This window comes from Desulfocicer niacini (genome assembly GCF_054657595.1).
In genome coordinates this window covers 45,226-67,247 of sequence record NZ_BAAHYK010000032.1, presented here as the reverse complement: position 1 = coordinate 67,247, position 22,022 = coordinate 45,226, and the positions used below count along the sequence as shown (strand labels likewise).

Below are 22,022 nucleotides of genomic sequence, written 5' to 3'. Positions count from 1 at the left end.
TATGTCTTGTCAAGAAAGATAGGATAACTGTTTTAAATTATTAATATTTATGCTTCAAACTTTGCAAAAGTTCTTTGATGGATATTCAATAAGTTAAGATGGGTATCGGGAATTGCCGGGATGGATAATTATCTATCATTGACTGTTTCTAAAAAAATAGAAGGAGAAAAATGAAACCCAAGATTAAAAAGAACTACCGGATTGCTGCAGTGCTTATCATGGGCATGCTCATGGTTCATTCTAACGTTGCATCCGGCAATGAAGAGCCTTTTCAGCTGGGAGTTATCACCGTGACCAGTCCTGGAATTGAACAGAACATTGAAGATGTACAGGCAACGGTTGAGATCATCCAATCCCAACAGCTCGAAACTCTTTCAGGACGAAGCCTTTCCCAGGCACTTCAACAGGCGACTGGTATTGTGGTCAAGGACAGTGGCAGCAATTCAGACCTTTCTCTCAGGGGGTTTGAAGGGGGACAAACCCTTATCCTTGTGGATGGCATGCGACGCACCGGCAAATATGGAAGCACGGACCTGAACGGAATTCAGCAGGAAGATGTCGAGCGAATCGAAATCGTTCGGGGTCCTATGTCTGCCCTGTACGGTTCAGATGCCATGGCCGGAATAGTAAACATCATCACCAGGAAAGCTTCGGCCAAGAAAGCCTTTACCGCTAAAACCATCTGCGGTATGGCCCAGAACAGGGATAGGGAGACCCTCATTTTTCGTGCAAACGGCAACCTTGGACAGGTGGGAAACAGCTACCATCGAATTTCAACGGAAATAAAAAAACGGGACAGATACCGTATGGAGGAAGATCAACCATACACCAGCCTGGGGGATGAGGAAAGATACTTCATTTCCTACAACGGAAGATATGAAATGGACACCCAGCATTATTTCGGATGGTATGGGGAATATGCCAGGCAGGATGACGAAGGGATAAGTTCCAGCAGCGTCATGGGATATCCTGACACCTATGAAAAGGAAGAACGGGTCCAGTTGACAGGCAAATATCACAACAATACAGAGCTTGGAATTTTCGATCTTACACTGGGGTACGGCAATGCCGACACAGATTCAGACCGGACAGGGGGAGCGGAAAAAACAGACTACGATCAATATGAGATGAACGGGGTATGGAACCTTTACACAGGCAATAATGCACACAATCTGAGCATCGGAGCGGGGGCACGAAAGGAACAGATAGAACTTACCATCCTTTCGGATTCCCCAGAGCGGGATATCAGCCATCTCTTCATCCAGGATCAGTGGGAGATTGTTAAGGATATCACCCTTATGGGTGGGGCCCGGTACGATCATTACAGTGATTTTGGAGATACACTAAATCCAAAGATAAGCCTCTCCTGGACCCCGGGCGATTTTTTTGCGCGGGCGGCCTATGGAACGGCCTTCCAGGCCCCGGGTTTTATAGATATGTACGGTTATTTTGAACGCAGTGCGGGAAATCGGTCCCACATCATCCGTGGTAACCCCGACCTTGAACCGGAAAAATCCAGAACTGCCGAAGCAGCCCTGGGATTCCGCAGCAATAAATTCTCCATTGAAGGAGTATACCATTTTTCAAAACTGAAAAACCTCATCGCAAGCCATTCGGTCAGCATAACCACGGATCCTGTAAGCCATGCCCAGACCATCGAAAACGAATATGAGAATATCAACAAGGCCAGGATATCCGGTATAGAACTCTCCATGACCGCCAAACCGACCCAATTCTGGAAGTTATCGGCATCCGGTGAGTACCTTGATAAAAAAGATGATGAAACAGATGAAAGGCTTATCAACCATGCCAGGAAAACCCTTAAGCTTGGCAGCAGCCTTTTCCTTGGCGATTTCGAGTTTCACACCTATTATCGTGGGTTTTTTGATTACTATGCTGAGGATCCGAACATGCCCAGGGGATCGGCACCCATTGATAGCAATTTTGAACTTGTGGACATCAAACTCAATTATCAGCTTTCCCCCCGTCATGAGATCGCCTTTGGTATAGACAACCTCTTAGATAAGGAGAGCCCATCCAATTATACCAGGGGAGGTTCGCCGCTGGATCCTGGTGAGCGGTATTACTATCTGAGCTATACGGCCAGGTTCTGATCTTGCCCAGGCATAAAACATCACCCCATAGAACTAACAAGACAGCATCAAGAAGGTTTTCTGATTCTCTTGTCAAAAGGACACGAAAACAAGAGATAATAATCTAAAAAAACAAGAGCACCAAGGAGGAGTTCGTCATGGGAAAAAACGGTTTATTCGCTCGATTCAGCATCGCCTTATGCTTAACCCTTATTTTTTCAACACCGGTTCATGCCCATAAATTGTGGATCAATGCCACGGACCATTCACCGGAAATCTTTTCTCACCCCAAATATGCACCGATTCCCCGGGCAAAAACAGCCGTCTACTTTGGATGGGGACATAAGCTTCCGGCCAATGATTTTCTTCAGGATGGTTACCTCAAAGATTTCTTCATGGTCGAACCCGATGGTAATAAAAAGGATATAAAGCCAGGCCCAGGGGGATTCAAGGCCACTGAAATCACCATGAAACAGGAGGGAGGGCGCATCGTTGCCGCCTCTATCAATCCAGGCTTTCACGGAGATGTTGAGGGAAAGAATGATTTTTACGATCTACGATATGAAATGTATGCCAAGACGCTGATAAGTGTTGGCAAGGTTGAGGGGAATCCCTTTTCCAGAACCCTTGGCCAGAGATTCGAAATCATTCCCCTTGAGAATCCGGCTACTCTTAAACCGGGTGACTTTCTTGAACTCAAGGTGCTGCTGGACGGAAAACCAGCCAAAGGCGCTGAAATTTTTGTCTCCCCCTATGCCAATCCGCAGGTAACGTTCATGGATACAATAAATTACAAAGAGACGGCAAAGATAAGGCTCCTGGATTACTACGGACCCTGGATCATCACAGCCAAACTGGAACTGCCGGCCACAGATGAATTCAAGAATAAATGTCGTAAACTGTACTTTATCTCCACCCTGACGTTTGAGCTTCCCTAAAGGGGATTGGCGGAGGACACGGCCTGTACGCCATCGCATTTTCCCAGGCAAACCTTCAACTTGAGAGCGTTGTGTTTTACCTTCCGCCTGTCATGGAGGCCACCAGAACCTATATTGAAGAGTATGGCATGGAGGACAAGGTAAAAGCAATGCCGGGAGATTACACCAGGGATGATTGGGGAAATGGATTTGATATCGCATTTGCCTCCAATGCCCTGTACAAGCCGGGTCAAGAGCTTCTGCCTATTCTCCTGAAAACAAGGGAATCGCTGAATCCCGACGGTCTTTTTATATACAAGCACATGATGATGGATGAGGAGAGAACCTCGCCTGCCGCCACGGTGTTTTTTGATTTGATGATTTCCCTTATCGGAGAGTATTCCGGAAACATCTTCACCGAGAAAGAGGCAACAAATATCTTTAAAAAGGCGGGGTTTGAAGTGGAGAAATTCGATTGTTCATCCCCCACAAGACCCTCTGTGATCTTTGTATGCAGAAAAGGAGCAGTAAACGTATGAAAATGAACAGCGATATCCTGGAAGTGCTTGACCAGAGCGTCATTTATCTGGCCACTGCTTCCTTGGACGGCATTCCCAACGTGGTTCCCATTGGAGGGAGATTTTGAAAATAAAAAAGAACTTTTGGGGGGCATGTTGCCTGGCTGTTTTTCTGGGTCTTATAGCAGCTTTTTTTGTTTGTTCCGAGCCGGGCAAGGCCCAATTGAACCAGGAAAACACCTTGGTCATCGGCTCCCAGTTCGGCATCGGTGGTAGCATCGATCCCAGGCAGGGCCTCGGCGGCCCCAACCTGGCTCCCAAACTGTTGATATTCGAACCCCTGGTCTATTTTGATGATGAATATACTCTCAAACCACTTCTGCTGACCTCATGGGACGCTTCAATGGATGCAAGGACCTGGACCCTCCACCTGAGAAAAGATGTAAAATTCACAGATAACAGCCCTCTTAATACGGACGCATTGATGTTCTCCATTCGTTATATGACAACTCCCGGATCCAGGCTTGCTAATATTAAAACCATGGAGTCCCTTGATGCGCATACGGTACGGATCACATTAAAAGAGCCGGACGGGGTCTTTATCCACACAATCTCATCCCTGGGAATCATGGGCCCCGGCTCCGTGGATCAGGAGGGACGATTCGTCCGGCCCGTGGGAACCGGACCCTTTATTTTCAAGGATTATCTAAAAGATCGAGAAGTGGTATTTGAGAAAAACCCGGATTACTGGGGAAAGCTCCCCAAGGTTGACAAAGTGATCATTAAAATCATCCCGAATTTCAACACCAGGGCCATGGCCCTGGAATCCGGAGAGGTGGATGTGGCAGATTACCTCCCGGCTGAAATCCTGAAAAAACTGGATGAAGATCCACGATTCACGGTGCCCCATAAGATTCCAAGCCCATGTCCGAACTGGATAGGCATGAACACGAGAAAAGAGCCCTTCAATGATGTCCGGGTTAGAAAGGCGGTAAATTACGCCATTGACGTGAAAACAATCATCAACACCCTGATCAATTCCATCATGCCGGACCTGGCGGTGCCCGCCCTCAAAGGCCCCCATTCCCAGCCGCTGTTCAGCAGGATCGTAAACCCCGATCTTGGGTGGTACGGATATGATGTTTCAAGGGCAAAAGCCCTGCTGGAAGAGGCGGGCTGGAAAGATACCGATGGTGACGGAATTCTGGACAAGGATGGCAAACCCTTTAAGGTAGAGCTGATATCTTCCCTGCTCTACGCCGAAGGAACGGAGATTTCCGAAACCATCCAAAGCCAGCTTCAAAAAGTAGGAATGGATGTATCCGTCAAGGTTCTGGAGTCCGGTGCCAGATTTCAGGCCTACAGGGAAAAAAGATACGACTTGATCGAGCTCGGGGGCATCTGTCCTCACAACGACCCCTCGCCATGGTATGAATACTATTTCCATTCCAGGAAACACCCAGCTTATTCCATCATGGACAATGAAGAGATCAATGCAGAGATAGATGCGCTTTCGCAGATCATTGATAAGGAAGAACGCATGAGATCTTTTCATCGATTGCAATTTCTTCTGGAAACGAACGCCCCGGGAATTTTCCTGTATATCCAGAACGGGGCACTTGCCCATGGAAAAGGCATCAAAGATTTCCACATGAACTGCGGCATGACCGGGGCGTATTCCTATGCCTGGAAGGTGTCCAAGCAGAGGTAATGCCATGGTGGAGTATGCGTTCAAAAGATTGATTTTAACCGTGGGGGTGCTTTTCGGAGTCACTTTGCTCACCTTTTCCCTTCTTTTCATACTACCCGGGGATCCAGCGGAAATGCTTGCCATGTCCAAGTATGGTGCACTGGATGCCAACAGGGAAGCCATTGAGCAGATCAAAAAAGAGCAAGGGCTGGACCGGCCCATCCCGGTTCAGTATGCTCTCTGGGCATGGGGGGTGGCAAAAGGAGATCTGGGCAGATCAAGACTCTCAGGCAAACCCGTCTCCGGAGAAATTATGACAAGATTTGCTCCGACCTTTGCCCTTGCAGGTTCAGGTCTGCTTATCTCCCTATTCGTGGGAGTGAGCCTTGGGGGCATCGCAGCGGTAAGGCAAAACAGCTTCTGGGATTACCTTTGCATCGCCTTTTCACTTGTCGGTGTTGCCGTTCCAAACTTCTGGCTCGGCCTGATGCTGATCCTGTTTTTTGGAATCTATCTGAATATTTTGCCCACATTCGGATACGGCACCATGGGCAATCTCATCCTGCCGGCAATGACCCTGGGAATTTCAATGGCCGGCGTAACAGCCCGGCTCACCCGCTCTTCCGTCCTCGAAGTGCTGGGCCAGGACTATATCAAGACCGCCAGATCAAAGGGGTTGCCCCGGAGAATCATCCTGTCCAGGCATGTGATGAAAAACGCCCTGCTGCCCATTGTTACCATATCAGGCATTCAATTCGGTTATCTGCTGGAAGGAACAGTGATCGTTGAAACGGTTTTTGCATGGCCCGGCATCGGCAGGCTCCTGATCAATGCCGTCCACAACCGGGATTTTCCCCTGATCCAGGGATGCGTGCTCTATATCGCATTTATATTCTGCTTGGTGAACCTTCTGGTGGACATCTCCTATAGCTGGCTTGATCCGAGGGTGGGGCTTTACAACCATGAATAACAATTCTTTCAAGCACCGATTGGCCTTCATGGGAGGCATCATCATAATTCTGTTGCTATTTATTGCGCTGCTGGCACCCATTATCGCCCCCCATGCCCCCGGAACTATTGATCTAACCAACAGCCTGTCTCCGCCCTCCTGGGATTTCCCCATGGGAACCAACAAGCTTGGCAGATGTGTTTTGTCCCAGATAATCCATGGTTCAAGAATCACCCTGGGCGTTGGAATCACCACAGTGCTGGCAACAGGCCTTATCGGGATGGTCATGGGAATCGTATCCGGTTATTTCGGCGGTATCATTGATGAAGTAATCATGCGGATGGTGGATGTCATGCTTGCCCTTCCCGGGATCATACTCGCCCTTGTAATCGCAGGGGTATTGGGACCGAGCATGGTCAACCTCATGCTGGCCCTTATAATCACCGGTTGGACAGGCTTTGCTAGGGTTATCAGGAGCACGGTGCTCTCCTTAAAGGAACTGGCCTTTGTGGAATCGGCAAAGGCCATGGGAGCATCCGATCTGCGTATCCTCTTGGTTCACATCGTTCCCAACTGTCTGTCTCCTGTTATTGTCCTGGTGACCTTTGGCATGGCCCGGGCCATCCTTGCCGTATCAGCCATGAGTTTCTTGGGTCTGGGGGCACAGCCCCCTGTTTTTGATTGGGGTTCCATGCTCAAGGACAGCGTGCTTTATATGAGATCCGCACCGTATCTGGCGATCGTTCCCGGCATGGCCATCATGATATCGGTACTTTCATTTAATTTTATAGGAGATGGGCTCAGGGACGGTTTCGATGTCAAAACAAACCAAAAACCGATGTGGTGAAACCATGCCTTTCTTAAAGATCCATGGCCTGAAGGTAAGTTTCAGAACCGATGCAGGGTATGTTCGGGCAAATGACCGGATCGACCTTGGCATTCATGGCAATGAAACCATTGGACTCATAGGGGAAACCGGATGCGGAAAATCCATACTTGGCCATGCCTTGGCAGGGTTGCTGCCTGAAACCGCAGAGATCTCAGGCAAGATTCACTATAAAGGAAAAGAGCTTCTCACCCTGCCCCGGGATGCCATGAACCGTATCCGGGGAAGGGAGATCGCCATGGTCTTTCAAAATCCCTCCCTGTCTCTGAATCCGGTCCTGTCCGTTTATCAACAGATTGCCGAAGTGTACCGGGACTGTCTTGGAATGGCGCAGGAAAAGACAAGGCAGGCAGTTGCAGAAAGTCTGACAAGGGTGGAAATCGATCCAAAACGGATGCACCAATATCCCCACCAGTTCAGCGGGGGAATGCTCCAGAGGGTGACCATTGCCATGGCCCTTGCCTTTGATCCCTGTATTCTCATCGCAGATGAGATCACCAAGGGTCTTGATCGCCCCGTAAAGCAAAAAATCATTCACCTGCTGAAAAGAGTGACCCGGGGCCGGAGCATGCTCCTGATAACCCACGATCTGGAGGTTGCCAGACAGCTCTGTGACAGAATTGCCGTCATGTACGCAGGGGAGATAGTTGAAATCAATGACACCCGGACCATTTTTGATGCTCCCGGACACCCCTATACAAGGGGGTTGCTCAATGCTCTGCCAAAGGCTGGAATGGAGCCAATTCCCGGCCATACCCCAAGCCTCATTGCACCACCCCGGGGATGCAGGTTCCATCCACGGTGCGGCAAGGCCCGGGAAGAATGCCGAACGTATCATCCGGAGATGAGACAACAGGGAAGCCACTCTTACATCAGGTGTCTGACATGCCGGTAATGGAAGTGATAAAGCTGGGAAAAGCGTTTCATTCAGGAATTTTAAAACGAAAAAAAAACACCGTGATCAAGGATGTCTCTTTCAGGATAGAAAAAGGAAAGACCCTGGGGTTGGTTGGAGAAAGTGGCAGCGGAAAATCCACCATTGCACGGTTGGTCCTGAGGCTGATTGATCCCACATCCGGGTGTATCCGTTTCAATGGCAGGGACATTACCCGGCTCAACGGCCACCGGCTCAGAAACCTTAGAAAGGAGATACAAATTGTTTTCCAGAACCCTGAAACCGCCCTTAATCCAAAGTTGAAGCTTATCAGCAGCATTGCCGAACCGTTGAGAATCCACGGCCTTGTCACCAGACAGGAGGAAAAAAACAAAATCCATGAGATGGCAGCCCAGGTGGACCTGAGCCCGGAACTTCTGGACCGATATCCCCATCAGCTATCAGGGGGGCAGATCCAGAGAGCGGTTCTGGCCAGAGTCCTCTGTCTTAAACCCAGACTCATGATACTGGATGAGCCCACATCCATGCTGGATGTCTCATACCAGGCCCAGATACTCAGACTGCTGAAGGATCTGCAGAAAGAGCATGAAATCGCATACCTTTTTATCTCCCATGATCCAGATGTGGTGAGGTATATGAGCGACGAGACAGCAGTACTCCACAGGGGAAGGATAGTCCGATCCGCTCCCAAAGACAAGAGTCCTGCGACTCAGGTTTCAGTGCCCAGGGTTGATGAGCTGATGGAATTTGCCAGATCTTAACCAAGGTCCTCAATAAATAAAATAATATCACAATTGAAAGGAGAGATTTAAGAGTGAAACGCTTAGGATTGATTTTATTGTATATTGCAGCTTGGGGCCTGTTATTCTCCAATGTCACAGGAGCTGAGGAAAAGAAGATCTACAATCTGGAGGAAATAGTTATTACGGCAACAAAAACCCCAAAAAAACTTGAGAATGTGCCGGCAGTGGTAACGATCATCGGGGCGGAAGAGATCGAATCCAAACCTGCACGGACGGTTGGTGATCTTTTGGCGGATCTGCCGGGTTTCACGGCAAAGGAGCCACAGGGAGTCGGACTTATTACCCCCCAGACAGTGTCCATGCGAGGCAATGGATTTACCGGGCATACACTGATTCTTCTCAATGGCCAGCGCATGAACTCACCAGCCAACGACTATACCTACCTGACAACCCTGCCTGTCCGTGCAGTGGAGCGCATTGAAGTGGTGAGAGGGCCTTTTTCTTCCCTGTACGGTTCCTCCGGCGGAGCAGGTGTCATCAATATTATCACCAAGGATGGCGGCGACCGCAACTATGTTCAGACCTTTGGTCAAATTGGCGACTTCGGGCGCCATGATTACGGCCTGGACGTCGGTATGGTCTGGAAGAACCTCTCTTTGGGCCTGTTTTATGACCGGAAAAATGTTGATAATTACTATCTCTATGATGATAAGGGATTGGATGATTCAAACAGGGAATATACCCATGACAGGATTCACGGGAAACTGACCGGAACCCTTGGTGACAACACCGAATTCAGTGTCAGCGGAGGTACCGTTGAGGGTACGACCAACTATGGTATGGGAGAGAACCTCGGTATTGAACGGTATAAGGACATCAACCAACCCTACCTTAACTTCGGGCTGTCCAGCCGGCTGTCGGATAAATTTGAATTCAAGGCCCAGGCCGACTGGTTAAAGTCTAAAGATTCCTATACCGGTGAAACCCTTGTCAATGTGACCTATCCTCCTTTTGGAGCGCCAATACCAAGCTTTAATTACAGCGCTTCTGTGAATCATACCCAAGCCCAAAGGTATCGTGGGGATGTGACATTGAACTGGTATATGGTACCGGATCAGATCATGACCATTGGCAGTGAACTTATTTATAACAAGTATGAAAAGAGCATTCGCGATTTACAGACGGGCGAACTTCTGGAGGTCCAGGGCCGACAAGGCGAAATCACGGATAAAGATGATAGGCTTTATTCTCTCTATGCCCAGTACGATGGTTTATTTTTTGACTGTTTTGAAATAGTTTTGGGTGCCCGGTTTGATGATTACGATAGCTACGGTTCCCAGGTCTCTCCAAAAGGGACCCTGCGATGGCAGTACGGCAACGACGGCAACCTTAAGTTTTCTGTTGGAAAGGGGTTCCGAGCCCCCAACCTGAACCAACTTTATTCATCCCCCTGGACAATTTCTCCCATGATCGTTTACCAGGGCAATTCAGATTTGGAGGCGGAGACCATGCTCTCCTATGAAATGTCCCTGGAGCAGTATGCCTTGAATCGAGCACTTTTTTTCCGTTTGACCCCCTATTACACCGATGCGGACAATTTTATCACCAGTATCAGGATGCCGGACCCCGTGAATCCTGCCTCCGGACAGATCATGTACCCGGATAATGTGGATGAGGTGGAGATCAAAGGCGTTGACCTGGAAATATCATACAAAGTGACCCCACCCTTAACCCTGTTTGCAAATTACAATTACAATGAAACCAGGGATGCGAAAACCGATATGATTTTGAACGGCTATCCGAGAAACAGTGGGGCTTTGGGCCTGCGTGGAAACCACCGGATACTAACTGACTGGCGTCTGTTTGGCTCATACTCGGCCCGCTACCGCGGGGAATGGGATGATACAAGCTGGGGCCGGACTATGGTGAAGGAAACAGTGGGCGGCTATTGGTGGCATATGGCCTCGGTGGGGATTTCCTACAAGGAGATGGTCACCCTTAAAATCGATGGTTTTAACCTGTTCGATGATCGTACCAAAACCGGTATTGATGATTATCCGGCCCAGCGCAACGTATTGGTTGAGCTGGCGTTAAAATATACATTTTAGGCCATTCCCCACTGAATCTGTTCATAACGGCCACGGGTCTTCCTGGTATTTCGTTTAAGGCATATCCGCAACAAAGGTTGAAAACGCCTGGGTAAGGGTTTGAGTAAAAGGAGAGAAAAGATGTCTTCAAAGATAAAAATTGCTGGTTTCCGTGTGATTTTCGGGCCGAGTACCATCGGCAGGCTCTACGAACAGGCCGCTGAAACCTGCAGTACAAAAGGTATAAATATAGAACTGAAATATGCCCAGCCGGCAGCGGCAGGCATGCCCATGCCATCGTCGGAATGGTTGCATTTTGCCAGAGAAGAGGCAGATGCGGTGTTTTACAGCTTTCCCACAGATTTTAAAGTTCTGGGTCAAATATTTGACAAACTTACCAAAGAGCTGGACAAACCGGTGGTACCGGTTACCCCCGAGGCTGCAGCCATTGGAAACCTTCCCGTGGAAATGGCGGAACAGGCCGTTGCCTACCATTTATACGGCGGGAAGGAGAATATCGAACATTTTTTCTGCTGGCTCGGGGAGCTTGCTGAAAAGTTTTTGCCCGGCAGGGCTCAATCGCCCAGGGAACTTCCCTGGGCCGGCATCTATCATCCTGATAATGACCAATATTTTACCAAGCCTGGGGATTATCTGACCTGGTACAGGGGACACAGACCCAATGCCGGTCCCCTGGTGGGGCTTTTGTTTCCGAGGCTCTTCTGGGTAGAAGAAAATCTGGCAACATATACCGCCATAATTCGTGAAATCGAAAAAAGGGGGGCAGGGGTTATCCCTGTCTTCAGCGACGGATGGTTTGGAAAGGTTAAAAATGACGATGTCATACTAAAATATTTCACAAGGGCGAATAAAGCGATCATAGAAACCCTTGTGGTGTACAGCGCGTTTTTTTTAAAATCAAAACAAAAACAGGCGGCCATCAATCATGAATCGTCAACCAATGTGCTGACACAACTCAATGTTCCGATTCTGAAGATGATCCATTCCGCCAGCCAGACAGAGGAGCAATGGCGATCCGATGCCCAGGGGCTGAACCTGCCCCAGGTGATTATCAGCATTACCCTGCCTGAATTTGACGGGCTCATCGAACCGATTCTCGTGGGTGCATCCGGCGGCTCGGGCGATTATGCCCCGACCTTGCCCATTGAAGGCCAGGTGCCGTACCTGGTGGATCGTATAATGGGATGGATCAATCTGCGTGCCAAGGCCAATGCAAAAAAAAAGGTGGCCTTTGTTCTGCTCAATTCCCCTTGCAAGAGTGTGGAGGCAACCGTGGGAGCCGCCTTTGGCCTGGACAGTCTGGAAAGTATGGTCAATATCATGAAACAGATGCAGGCCCGGGGGTATGCCCTGGACTGGGTCCCAGAAAACGGAAAAGAATTCATTGATGAGATCATGGAACGAAAATCCCTGCCTGATTTTCGCTGGACCACCATCAGTGATATTGTATCCAAAGGCGGAGCCGCCGGGTTTGTGGATCTTGAAACCTATGGTAAATGGTTTGCACAAATGCCGGAAGATGCACGTGAAAAAGTGACGGCAGCCTGGGGTGATCCAGACAAGGCCCGGCAGCTCACAGGAGTTGAAAAACTCTCCTTTGGACTCCACGACAATAAAATTGTAATTCCGGGGATTCAAACGGGGAACATATTTATCGGTGTGCAGCCCAAGAGAGGGTGTGCAGGCTCCAGGTGTGACGGAGAGGTCTGCAAGATTCTCCATGATCCTGAAGTGCCGCCGCCCCATCAGTGGCTGGCCTGGCATAGATGGCTGGAAGAGGAGTTTGGGGCCGATGTGGTGGTCCATGTCGGTACCCACGGAGTTATGGAACTTTTACCCGGCAAAACCACGGCATTGACCGAGTCCTGCTTTTCAAGAATCTCCCTTGGCAAGGTGCCCCATCTTTATATGTACAACCTGACCAACCCCATGGAAGCGGTGGTGGCCAAGCGCAGAAGCAATGCCGTTATCATTGATCACATGCCGCCGGTTCTGGCCACCATGCGACTCTCCGATGACCTGGCCGACCTGGAGGATCTGCTGGAAGAGTACCAAAAGGCAGCCCAGCTCAATGAAAAAGCCAGGGCGGTAGCACTTTTGGAGGGGATAGAAGAAAAGGCCAGGGCTGCAGGCCTGTTATCCCATGACAGGGAAATTGATCCGGATATGCTCCATGAAAAGCTGACAATGCTGCGGGAAAGTCAGTTTCGTGACGGCCTTCATATTTTTGGGCAGGCCCCGGAAGAAGAGGCTCTGGTCGAACTTCTCAATACCGTGCTGAAACTGGATCAACCCGATTGTCCGGCCTTGCGCCGGGCCCTGGCAAGCCATTTTAAGCTTGATTATGATGCCCTGCAAAACGCTCCTGAAAAATCAGGGGCATGTAACATGACCAATGGCAAACTGCTGGATGATCTGGATCGCCTGGGAAAAGAAATTTTGTCCGAGATCATTCATCTTCCCGAAAACAGGACAGATGAGGCCCTTGGGGTAATTGAACCGCAATTGTCATCCTTTGCCCGGGACCGGGGCCTTGGGATGGACAATACCGATTCGATGGTGGAAAAGGTTATTGCCAAAGCCCTGAAGATTGTTCCCTTGGTGGGACAGACCACGGATGAAATCAACAACCTGCTGCACGGGTTTGACGGCGGCTATATTGAGGCCGGTGCCTCGGGAGCCCTGGCAAGGGGCAGGGTCGAGGTCCTTCCCACGGGCAGGAATATGTATTCCATCGATCCCTTTCGTATCCCGACTTCAGCAGCATGGGTTGTGGGCAAAAGGCTGGCCGATGACCTGATCCAACGATATCTTGAAGAGCAGGGGGAATACCCGGAAACCATCGGCCTGACCCTGCGGGCCATGGATCCCTATCGCTCGGACGGTGAGATGATTGGACAGATTCTCTATACCCTCGGTGTTGAACCGGTCTGGTCGGCAGGAAGGGTAGTCACCCTTAAACCCATCAGCCTTGATTCCCTTGCCAGGCCTCGCATCGATACCACGATAAATCTTTCCTCCATGCTGCGGGACGGGATGCCCCGGGCCTTTGAGCTGATTGACCAGGCAGTTCAACTGGTGGCTGCACTGGAAGAACCCCTGGAGATGAATTATGTCCGCAAACATGTTCTGGAAAGGGAAGCTGAACTTGCTTTGGAACATGATGCCAGGGATGCAAAACGCCTGGCAACCCTCAGGATCTTTTCGGCAGCACCCGGCACCTATGGTACGGGGGTGGAACTGGCTGTGGGCGCATCCGCCTGGCAAGAGGAAAAAGACCTTGCCGCAGTTTATTTCCAGCATGCCGGTTATGCCTATGGTGACGGTGTTTATGCCCGTCATGCCACGGATGAGCTGATCCATAATTGCAGCCGGGTGACCGTAACCTTTGAAAAATTTGATTCCGATGAGATCGACCTGTGCGACTGCTGTCACATCTATGGGTGGCATGGCGGGTTTACAAACGCGGCAGAGGTGGCTTCGGGGAAAGAGGTCAAAACACTTTTTGGAGACACCAGTGATCCGAATCGGCCAGTGATACGCACCCTTAATGAGGAGTTGTCCAGGATTGCCCACACCCGGCTTTTGAATCCTGCCTGGATCGAGGGCAAGAAACGTCATGGATACAAGGGAGCAGGGGATATTTCCAGTCGCACCAACCACATGTACGGCTGGCAGGCCACCACCAGAGAGGTGGACAACTGGGTGTTTGACGGTATTGCAGAAAAATTCCTCCTGGACAAGGAGAACAGGAAGTTTTTTGAGGAGAATAACCCCTTTGCAATGGAAGAGATCGCACGCAGGCTCCTTGAGGCTGAAAGTCGCGGATTATGGCAGGCTCATCCCGATACCCTCCAGGAACTAAAGGAGATCTATCTTGATATCGAAGGAATGATGGAAGAACAAATGGGGGATGTGGAAGGTGATTTCCAGGGCGGTGCCGTTAATATCATGGGTTTTGATGAGGTTCCCCAATTAAAGGAAAAAATGGAAATAATTCAGTCAAAACTTACAGCTTTAAAGGAAGGTGAAGCCAATTGAGTGCCATCATTGAGGTCAGGAATCCGACCAAAACCTTTGGCCGGGGTCAAGCGATCCGGGCAGAAAACAGATCATGGATGGGTATCATCATGTGCCTCTTTATCCTGTTGATAGGATGCGACCATAAGCCGGATCAGGATGAAGTGTCGGTAAATTCAGCCATATTTACGAGGACAGGCCTTTTCTTGGAGATGGCCGGGTCTGTTCCCATCCGGTCAATCACCATATCCAGGGATGGGCAGACACTTGTTTCCCAATCCCTTGACTCTCCTGGCCAGGCCCTTATCAACCTGAAATGGGAGAGTGGCACCAGGTATGACCTTAAGGTCTCGACCCGGGACGGGGTTGTAAATATGCCGGTGTACGCACCGGACAAGCCAAGTCCGGTGAAAATTGCCGACATTGCCCTGGAAGACCTGGATAAAGAGGAGATGGAGTATCGCTACTATGCTTCCCGTGGTTCTGAAGTCTGTTTTTCGCCGGACGGGGCCTATATCGGAGTGGGGTCAAAGGGCGGATATGTTTACCTTGTGAGCACGGCATCCAAGGAGATCCTATGGAAGCATAAAATTCCCCAGGGAAGGGTTGCCACGGTTGTCATTTCCAATGACGGTAAATTGATTGCCGGTGAAGAGAGCATGGACGGCTTTTTGTACTGCTTTGATCTTAAAACCGGGAACCTGGTCTGGCAGTATAAGACTGCGCAGGATTTTGACAATAAAGGGTCTTCTGTCATTAGAATGAGGGGAAGATATAAATACTATCCCCTTCAGCTTTGGGGGCTAAAAATTGACAATGACAACAACCCCTATGTGATGGTCAGGCATGCATCGGAAAAACTAATCAATGAAAAAAAGACCATGGTCACGACCTCAATGGTTTACCGATTCAGCATCAAGACGGGACAACCGGTCTGGAAATATCCCCTGAAGGATTCTGCCTGGGGATTGGATATTTCAGAAGACGGCAAATACGTGATTCCGTCCATGGGCTGGGCAAAGACTGCCACCCTGGTTGTCATTGACGGTGAAACCGGCAAACCCTGCTGGCAATATGAGTTTGCCGGCCGGCAGGAAGGTGTTGAATCCTTCAGGGGGACAACCGGTTTTATGGCACGGATATCGCCGGATTCCAGGCATGTTGTCGTAAACCAAATGTATCCGGACTGGACATTTGTGTTTGATAATCAGGCATCGTCAAAGAACGAAAAGCCCCTTTTACTGTGGAAGAAAAAATTTCTTAAGGTGCTGGATGTAAGCGGTGTCCCCATCAGTGCCAGCAGCGCCAATTTAAAATTGACAAACACGGATTTGATTTTTGCCACCTGGAGTACAAGGGCACTGGGAATGGGGGCAGAGACGAGATGTTTACCGGCCCGGCATCCGGATGCAGACACCCTGTTTGTTTACGACTATGAAGGAAAGCTTAAATGGAAGTGGAAACTGGGGGAGGGAATCTGGAACAATGATTGCCTCTTGTCTAAAAAGGGCGAATACATGGTCATTCCCATCGGCCTTGTCCCGGAAACATCCTTTGCCAATCCCAAGGATATGGGCGTTTATGTGTTCAGCCCCAACGCCCAGGGCGGGGGAACAGCCAGGTTAAACTGGTTTTACCATACCCCGGGGTTTGCCTATAAGGCGGCCGTCAGCCCGGACGGCAAATATATTGTCGTGATTGAAGCCCCCTTTGATGTTGACCCTGACCGGCTCAAAGAGGATATTCAGGGCAGTCACAGATTGATTATTCTGTCGTGATGGGCTGGGTTTTCAAAATTTTGACCACCATCATCCTGATATTTCATGCTGCCGGGACGGTTTGTGCCAATGTAGCGCCCCCCCCTGTTGATCCGGCCCGGGTGCTCCTTCAGATCCCCTTTGGTATACAAAACAACGGGGATCGACACGGCTCTGGACTTGTGGTTCCCGGCAGCAGTGCGGCATCGTTTATTATTGTTGAAAGTTTTCATGAAAAAGAGCTTTCAGCAGAATTGACCATTGAAATCCCCAAACCGCTTAAGCCCGAAACAGAGGCGGGCTGGTTTGAAATTTCAGAAACACCTGACAGCTACATTCTGGGTGCAAGATTTGAGTTGATGACCGAATTCGATGACTGGCACAGCCTGTTCACCCTGGGAATCCCTGCCACTGCCCGGCCAGGGCATTACACCATCCGGGCCAGGGCTGGATTTTCTTCCAAAGAAGGGCAAAAAGAGTGTGAGATCAGACAGCAGGCTGTGATCAGGGTGGCCACCCGGACGGAAATCCAGAAGGTGTTCACCGTCAATCAAATTAAGATCCCGGCTGATTTGGATGGAAATTACGATAATAAACTATCTCGCAACAGCCTGGTGTTGCCAACCGATCTGGGGCTTTTGGGCAAACTTCTCAAAAGCCGTGGGGACATTGGGGCAGCACCGGTCTCCTTTGCCAGCATCCAGATGGAAAATCAGGCGGATGAAGCTGCCATTGTCCATGTCAGCTGGGAGGTGTGGGATCCGGAGACCGGAAAAGAGATCAAAGGTTTTCGGATTTCCAGGGAATTTCTCGATCTTCACGGTGGAGGGGACGACCGCATCCAAACCCAGGTTTTTATACCCGGAAAATCCAAGGTTCAGTTTGTCCTGCCGATCTTTGCAGACAAAGACCTGGTCCTTCCGGGCAGATATACCGGCCGCATTCAGACCCGGCTTTTCGGCAGTGACGTAACGATCAGAACCGACGCGTTTGAACTGGTGGTGAAAAAAATGGATTGGACAAGTATCGGAATTATGATGTATGCGATTATTCTCACCCTTGGGATCTCTGGCTTCCTGGTGTTTGGAAACCGCTTGATATTCAGCCGGTTTAAAACCAGATGGTTGATTCTGATAGCACTGTTCGGATCTGCAAAGTTTCTACTGTCCCTTGTGCCAAAGTTTTTTCTTACTGATCTTTTCAATGGTCTTCTGGGTCCCTTTGCCGTGTTTGCCACAGGTGTTTTCAGGGAAGGGCTTACCTATCTGTTTATCATGGCTCTGGTGGTTTTAATCCCCTTTCCAGGCGTTGTAACCCTGTCCGTGCTGATGTCGTTGACCCTGTTTTGTCTGCTTGGCAGCTTTAACCCCGTGGTTATCCTTTTCATGATGGTGTCCATGTCAACCATGGAGGTCACCCTTTATCTCACCGGGTTTACAAGGCAGCATGCACCCAATTTTACCCGGACCAACAAGGCATTATTCCTGGCTGCGTTTGGTATGGGTATTGCCAGCGCCTTTGCAATATTTGTCGACTATAATCTTTATATGCTTCTTTACCGGCTATACTATGCAAACTGGTATATTTGGGCCAACATCATTGTTGTGGGCTTTCTTTATACTGCTATTTTCGCACCGGCAGGAGTTATGCTGGGCAATAAACTAAAGCGGACGGCAATAGAATGATCACCTTGGACAATTTATCATTTATCTATCCCGGCAAAACAGCACCTGCGCTTGAGCAGGTTCATCTTCAGATCAACAGGGGAGAATTCGTGCTGATTTGCGGTCCCACCGGATGCGGGAAAACCACTCTTTTAAAAGTCTTAACCGGTATTATCCCCCATGAATCGGAAGGAATCATGACCGGAAACGCCTTGATTGACAGCCTGGACACAAGAGCGACGCCCCTGGCAACCCTGTCCAGGACCCTGGGGCTGGTGCAGCAAAATCCGGATGATCAAATTTTTTCCCTGGTTGTTGAGGATGAAGTTGCTTTTGGACCGGAAAATCTGAATCTTGAGGTTGAAACCATCGGACTCCGGGTTGACCGTGCATTGGAACAGGTGGGTTTGGCAGGGTTCAGGGGAAAAAGCGTGCAGGAGCTTTCCGGCGGGCAAAAACAGCGGGTAGCCATTGCCGGGATGCTGGCCATGGAGCCTGGGGTCCTGCTGTTGGACGAGCCCGTCAGCCAGCTGGATCCCCTGGGTGCCGGTGAGGTCCTATCCGTTATTGCCGGTATCAATTCAGATAAAAAAACCACCATCATCCTGGTTGAGCATCGAATTCACGAAGTGGCCCACCTTGTTGATCGAATCATTGTGATGGATAAAGGCAAAATTCTCATAAACGCAGATAAAAATGAGGTGTTTGAAAATCATATCCCGGTATTTGAGCAGCTGGGGTTGAGACTTCCGGAAATGATCGAGATTTTCCATCTGCTGGACCTTGGCCGTGCTCCGTTGACAGAAAAGCTGGGGCTTGACCTGCTGAAAAAACGCTTAAACGGTTTTAAGGGACCAGATGGTCATAGGGGGCTTGGCATAACGGGGTTTCAAAGAAAGGAACCCCAAAAAAAGAATAAAATTCCGGTGCTCAAAATGGAAAATCTCTGGTTTGCCTATGGGGATAAAAATTGGGTGTTAAAGGGTGTTGATCTTGAATTGTACCAGGGAGAGGTCATTGGACTGCTCGGCAGCAACGGTTCCGGCAAATCCACCCTGTTACTCCATATGGGTGGCCTTCTCAGGCCGCAAAAGGGGGATGTCAGGGTGCTGGGCAAAAACACCCGGACTGTCAAACCCGAATCCATGGCCGGGGATGTGGCAGTGGTATTTCAGGACCCGGGCCTCATGCTGTTCTGCGATTCGGTCTATAAAGAGGTTGATTTTGGTCCCAGGAATTTAAAATTGGGAGAAAGAAAGATCAGAAGACAGGTGGATGATGCTTTAAAGGCCATGTCAATTGAAGATCTGATTGCCGAGCCGCCCCAGGCTCTGAGTGGCGGGCAGCGGCTGCGGGCTGCCGTGGCTTCCATGCTCTCCTTAAAACCGAAAATTCTCCTGCTGGACGAGCCCACCAGCGGACAGGACAAGAGAAATATTCTCACCTTTATGAGGTATATTAAATCATTGTCGGACAACCTGATTACCTGTGTTTTTATCACCCATGATATGGAAACCGCCTTGAAATTTGCCGATCGGATTATTGTTCTAAACCATGGTAAACTCATTGCGAACGAAAGCCCGGCAACGGTTTTTGAAGACACGGCCCTGCTTGAAAAGGCTTGTCTCAAACCTCCCCAGGCCTTAAGGTTCAGCAGGGAACTGGGCCTTGGCCCTGCATTTTGTGCAATTGATCTTGCCAATATCATAAAAACGGTGGCACCCCATGTATGATCCAAAAACAATATTGACACCGAGCCTGAAAAACACCCCGGTTCACAGAATGGACCCCAGGACAAAGATCATCACCCTGGCAGCGGTTTCAGTGGCGGCAATATCGATTGATAAGCCCGGGGCCCTGCTCCTTCTTCTGGGCCTCTCCCTGATCGGATATCCCATGGCCGGGATATCCCTTAAAAAGGTAAAGGTTCTGGGCCTTTTATTGTTCTTATTGATCTGGGGGACCATCTATTCCCAGGCCCTGTTTTATCAGCAGTATCCCAGGACTATCCTTTTCACGGTACTGGGTGAGAATTCTTTTGGAAGGGAGTGGGAAGGTCTCCATGTGTTTCAAGAGGGGATCGAATACGGGGCAATCCAGTCCATCCGTTTTGCAGCCACCACCTCGCTGGCGCTCCTTATTTATTGGACCACCCAGCCCAATGCCATGCTTTTCGGGTTGATCCGGCTGAGGGTACCCTATGGGCTGGCATTCATGGTGATCACTTCCTTGAGGTTTGTTCCTCTTATCATTTCAGAGTCAATCACGGTCATAAGGGCCCAGAGGCTGAAAGGCTACAGGCCGTTTAAGCCGGGCAACTGGATAAAAACGATATTCGGGGTTCTTTTACCGGTGTTGTCAAACTGTATGCGAAGGTCTGTAAAGCTGGCTATTTCCGTTGGGGGACGTTCGTTTAAACCCGATGCACCCCGCACTTACCTGAAAGCCGATATTTTAAAATTTGGTGTCATTGACAAGGCATTGATCGCATTATGTTTTTTGGTGGTTCCTGTGGTGATCTTCAAACTGCTCTTATGGCTTTATGGGAATAATATATTTTATCTGTCAGAACTCAGATGGACCTATGAAATTGCAGGAAACTATCTTTTTAATGAATGATGATGATGCTCTCGTAAAAAGCTCCCAATTTTTAACCACACAACCCATTGTGGAGGAACAAGGCTTAAACCCATTTATGATGTGGTAAAAAAATCATGGGCCGATTTTTTACAGGTTCATCAATAATGGAATGGGTACTTGATCATTAGATGGGCCAACCAGATGGCACTACAGCGACACTAACCTACTTTCACCAAACTGACGTGTCAAAGTTCCCTGACCGGATATATAACACCCTTTAGAATTCTATCAAAGTAGGGTGGATCATGAAAGTGTCGCTGGGGTGATAGAGCGTTAATTGTTTTTATTTTTTTCTGAATTTTTTTACCTCCCCCCCATTTGGGGGATGTTTTTTTACCAGTCTTACCCTATTTTCAAGACCTGACGATTCGCTTAGCAAAATGAACAAATTTTATTTTGAACAAGGGAAGAATCTGCTTGGTTTTATAAATACCATGCACTTTTTCAAATTTCTTGAAAAAATAATCATAGGAAAGGGAGACAAATCCATGATTCAAAGGTCTGCAGTATTTGATAAAAATTATGAGGGCTATGTAGAACAACTGAGCAAAATCAACTTTAAATCAATTGAGGAGAGACTTGGAATAAGATGTCATGACGATGAGGCCCAAATAGATTTTTTAAATAATAGCTATTGGGTCTCAAGGAACGGCATCAGGGATGCTTCCGGCAACAGGCCTGATTACGGAATCTGTGTCATACTTTCAAAATACATTTTGCTTTGCCCCGATCAAACATACATTGATACCCAATGGGTATCTTTTAAGGATTTTAAACGCACCTCCCATTTCACCAATGTAAATTTTTTTACCAGCGACACACAGGCGGTACTGGTCAAACATTTTTCGGGCAGGCTTGAGGCGCTTCTTAAAATCAGCGAAAAACTGGGCGGTATTCCCCATGAAATGGAGACTCCATACGATTTATCAATGCAGTTTAACGCGCTCCCCAGGCTATCTCTTCTTTTGCTTTTCAACGATGGGGATGAAGACTTTCCCGCCCATTGCAACGTACTTTTCCAGAAACACGCTGAATTATACCTTGACCCGGAATCTTTGGTTATGACCAGTGCGGGTCTGGCAAGGAGTCTGATCAGAGCAGACCAGAATTGTTAAAATTTCATTTGCCGTTGTGGGCTATAT

General features: G+C 49.0%; 15 protein-coding genes. All 15 read left to right on the top strand.

Going from position 1 to position 22,022, the window contains the following annotated elements; translation table 11 throughout:
* Window positions 1-170 precede the first annotated feature (170 nt).
* The 15 genes from ACYQ2M_RS16935 to ACYQ2M_RS16865 all read left to right on the top strand — a co-directional run bounded on the left by ACYQ2M_RS16935 (window position 171) and on the right by ACYQ2M_RS16865 (window position 21,995).
* Entirely contained in the window at window positions 171-2,114 is a 1,944-nt protein-coding gene (locus tag ACYQ2M_RS16935; protein ID WP_459917550.1) for a TonB-dependent receptor plug domain-containing protein, read from the top strand.
* Window positions 2,115-2,251: 137 nt separating this feature from the next.
* On the top strand, window positions 2,252-3,031 hold the full coding sequence (locus ACYQ2M_RS16930; protein ID WP_459917549.1) for a DUF4198 domain-containing protein: 780 nt from the start codon (window positions 2,252-2,254) through the stop codon (window positions 3,029-3,031).
* Window positions 3,032-3,036: 5 nt separating this feature from the next.
* A complete protein-coding gene (locus tag ACYQ2M_RS16925) occupies window positions 3,037-3,549 on the top strand; it encodes a methyltransferase (protein WP_459917556.1) in 513 nt (170 codons plus the stop codon).
* 103 nt (window positions 3,550-3,652) lie between these two features.
* On the top strand, window positions 3,653-5,239 hold the full coding sequence (locus ACYQ2M_RS16920) for an ABC transporter substrate-binding protein (protein WP_459917548.1): 1,587 nt from the start codon (window positions 3,653-3,655) through the stop codon (window positions 5,237-5,239).
* Window positions 5,240-5,243: 4 nt separating this feature from the next.
* Complete coding sequence (nikB, locus tag ACYQ2M_RS16915; RefSeq protein ID WP_459917547.1) at window positions 5,244-6,188, top strand: nickel ABC transporter permease; 945 nt, start codon at window positions 5,244-5,246, stop codon at window positions 6,186-6,188.
* Entirely contained in the window at window positions 6,181-7,014 is an 834-nt protein-coding gene (locus ACYQ2M_RS16910; RefSeq protein WP_459917546.1) for an ABC transporter permease, read from the top strand. The genes nikB and ACYQ2M_RS16910 overlap by 8 nt, the downstream gene beginning before the upstream one ends.
* On the top strand, window positions 6,983-7,948 hold the full coding sequence (locus tag ACYQ2M_RS16905) for an ABC transporter ATP-binding protein (RefSeq protein WP_459917545.1): 966 nt from the start codon (window positions 6,983-6,985) through the stop codon (window positions 7,946-7,948). Before ACYQ2M_RS16910 ends, ACYQ2M_RS16905 begins: the two co-directional genes overlap by 32 nt.
* Window positions 7,939-8,709 carry an ATP-binding cassette domain-containing protein gene (locus ACYQ2M_RS16900; protein WP_459917544.1) on the top strand — a complete coding sequence of 257 codons (771 nt, stop codon included), beginning with the start codon at window positions 7,939-7,941 and terminating at the stop codon, window positions 8,707-8,709. The genes ACYQ2M_RS16905 and ACYQ2M_RS16900 overlap by 10 nt, the downstream gene beginning before the upstream one ends.
* A 53-nt stretch (window positions 8,710-8,762) precedes the next feature.
* Entirely contained in the window at window positions 8,763-10,799 is a 2,037-nt protein-coding gene (locus tag ACYQ2M_RS16895) for a TonB-dependent receptor plug domain-containing protein (RefSeq protein ID WP_459917543.1), read from the top strand.
* 120 nt (window positions 10,800-10,919) lie between these two features.
* Window positions 10,920-14,840 (top strand): cobaltochelatase subunit CobN, encoded by a 3,921-nt coding sequence (cobN, locus tag ACYQ2M_RS16890; RefSeq protein ID WP_459917542.1) that lies wholly within the window; start codon window positions 10,920-10,922, stop codon window positions 14,838-14,840.
* Complete coding sequence (locus tag ACYQ2M_RS16885) at window positions 14,837-16,597, top strand: WD40 repeat domain-containing protein (RefSeq protein WP_459917541.1); 1,761 nt, start codon at window positions 14,837-14,839, stop codon at window positions 16,595-16,597. The genes cobN and ACYQ2M_RS16885 overlap by 4 nt, the downstream gene beginning before the upstream one ends.
* A gap of 20 nt (window positions 16,598-16,617) precedes the next feature.
* Window positions 16,618-18,261: a hypothetical protein gene (locus ACYQ2M_RS16880; protein WP_459917540.1), complete on the top strand. Its 1,644-nt coding sequence runs from the start codon at window positions 16,618-16,620 to the stop codon at window positions 18,259-18,261.
* Window positions 18,258-19,973, top strand: coding sequence for an ABC transporter ATP-binding protein (locus ACYQ2M_RS16875; protein ID WP_459917539.1), 1,716 nt, complete (start codon window positions 18,258-18,260; stop codon window positions 19,971-19,973). The genes ACYQ2M_RS16880 and ACYQ2M_RS16875 overlap by 4 nt, the downstream gene beginning before the upstream one ends.
* Window positions 19,966-20,859: an energy-coupling factor transporter transmembrane component T family protein gene (locus ACYQ2M_RS16870; protein WP_459917538.1), complete on the top strand. Its 894-nt coding sequence runs from the start codon at window positions 19,966-19,968 to the stop codon at window positions 20,857-20,859. Before ACYQ2M_RS16875 ends, ACYQ2M_RS16870 begins: the two co-directional genes overlap by 8 nt.
* A gap of 509 nt (window positions 20,860-21,368) precedes the next feature.
* On the top strand, window positions 21,369-21,995 hold the full coding sequence (locus ACYQ2M_RS16865) for a DUF3786 domain-containing protein (RefSeq protein WP_459917537.1): 627 nt from the start codon (window positions 21,369-21,371) through the stop codon (window positions 21,993-21,995).
* The last annotated feature ends 27 nt before the right edge of the window (window positions 21,996-22,022 follow it).

Excerpts from the sequence above, each read along its gene's own strand:
- ACYQ2M_RS16935 (WP_459917550.1), top strand. The coding sequence starts at position 171 with ATGAAACCCAAGATTAAAAAGAACTACCGGATTGCTGCAGTGCTTATC.
- ACYQ2M_RS16930 (WP_459917549.1), top strand. The coding sequence starts at position 2,252 with ATGGGAAAAAACGGTTTATTCGCTCGATTCAGCATCGCCTTATGCTTA.
- nikB (WP_459917547.1), top strand. The coding sequence starts at position 5,244 with ATGGTGGAGTATGCGTTCAAAAGATTGATTTTAACCGTGGGGGTGCTT.
- ACYQ2M_RS16910 (WP_459917546.1), top strand. The coding sequence starts at position 6,181 with ATGAATAACAATTCTTTCAAGCACCGATTGGCCTTCATGGGAGGCATC.
- ACYQ2M_RS16905 (WP_459917545.1), top strand. The coding sequence starts at position 6,983 with ATGTCAAAACAAACCAAAAACCGATGTGGTGAAACCATGCCTTTCTTA.
- ACYQ2M_RS16900 (WP_459917544.1), top strand. The coding sequence starts at position 7,939 with ATGCCGGTAATGGAAGTGATAAAGCTGGGAAAAGCGTTTCATTCAGGA.
- cobN (WP_459917542.1), top strand. The coding sequence starts at position 10,920 with ATGTCTTCAAAGATAAAAATTGCTGGTTTCCGTGTGATTTTCGGGCCG.
- ACYQ2M_RS16875 (WP_459917539.1), top strand. The coding sequence starts at position 18,258 with ATGATCACCTTGGACAATTTATCATTTATCTATCCCGGCAAAACAGCA.
- ACYQ2M_RS16870 (WP_459917538.1), top strand. The coding sequence starts at position 19,966 with ATGTATGATCCAAAAACAATATTGACACCGAGCCTGAAAAACACCCCG.
- ACYQ2M_RS16865 (WP_459917537.1), top strand. The coding sequence starts at position 21,369 with ATGATTCAAAGGTCTGCAGTATTTGATAAAAATTATGAGGGCTATGTA.